Below are 1,131 nucleotides of genomic sequence, written 5' to 3'. Positions count from 1 at the left end.
CGGCCATGTCGATGAAGGCAGCCGGCATCAGCAGGCCGCGCTCGGGGTGCTGCCAGCGCACCAGCGCCTCGGTGCCTATGACCCGGCCCTGGCGCAGGTCGATGATGGGCTGGTAGTGCAGCAGCAGTTCGTCGCCGCGGATCGCCCGGCGCAGCTCGGCGTCCAGCTGCAGCTGCGAAGACGCAGCCTCGTTCATCGAGCGGCTGAAGACCGCGAAGGTGTTCTTGCCGCTGGCCTTGGCGGCGTACATCGCGGTGTCTGCCGCGCGCAGCAGGGCTTCGGCGCTGTCTGCATCGGACGGGAAACGTGCCAGGCCGACGCTGCCGCGGGCATGGATCTCCTGCCCGCCGGCCTGCAGCGGTGCGTCCAGGCAGGCCAGCGCGGCCCGACCCAGCCGGTCCAGCGCTTCGTCATCGCCCTGGTGCTCGCACACGACGATGAACTCGTCGCCGCCAAAGCGGAACACCAGGTCATTGCGGCGCAGGCCGCGCTGCAGCCGCCCGGCCAGCAGGCGCAGCACCTCGTCGCCGACGACGTGGCCCAGCGTGTCGTTGATCAGCTTGAAGTCGTCGAGGTCCAGCAGCATCAGCACGAAGCCATGGCCCAGTGCGCGGGCGCTGTCGACCATGGCGCGCAGGTGCTCGTTGGCGGCGTGGCGGTTGTACAGGCCGGTCACAGGGTCGAAGTAGGCCAGCTGGTCCAGCCTGGCCTCGGTGTGGTCGATGGCCCGGCGGACCCGCCGCACCCGCAGGTAGGCGATGACCAGCGCCAGCAGCGCCGAGACCACCGTCAGCAGCGCGAAGATCAGCGCGCGTTCGTGCAGCGGCGTCAGCGAGACCCGCAGCACGATGCGGCCGACCACCCGCTGCTTGAGTTCGACCAGCGTTTCCACCACCATGCCGTCATCGCTGCCGCCCGCGTTTCGCCGGTAGCTGGCAAACAGCCGGCCATCGGGGGTGTAGAGCAGCGCCTCGGCGACGGCCGGCGCCGCGCGCAGCGAGGCCAGGGTTTCGGTGGCCGCCTTGACATCGGCAAACAACAAGGCCGCGGCGCTGTTGTCGGCCGCCATCCGGGCCTGCACCAGCGCATCTTCATGCAACGCGACACGCGACCAGGCATGCAGCGACAGGT

General features: G+C 70.1%; 1 protein-coding gene. It reads right to left on the bottom strand.

Annotated elements, in window-relative coordinates; genetic code table 11:
* Nucleotides 1-1,131 (bottom strand): putative bifunctional diguanylate cyclase/phosphodiesterase (locus tag FKP22_RS31230; RefSeq protein ID WP_141292044.1); only part of this gene is annotated, 1,131 nt, incomplete at both ends.

This window comes from Ideonella azotifigens (assembly GCF_006519715.1).
GTDB classification, from domain to species: Bacteria; Pseudomonadota; Gammaproteobacteria; order Burkholderiales; family Burkholderiaceae_C; genus Ideonella; species Ideonella azotifigens.
The sequence above is the reverse complement of the archived record's forward strand: the minus strand, read 5'-3'. Positions and strand labels throughout refer to the sequence as shown.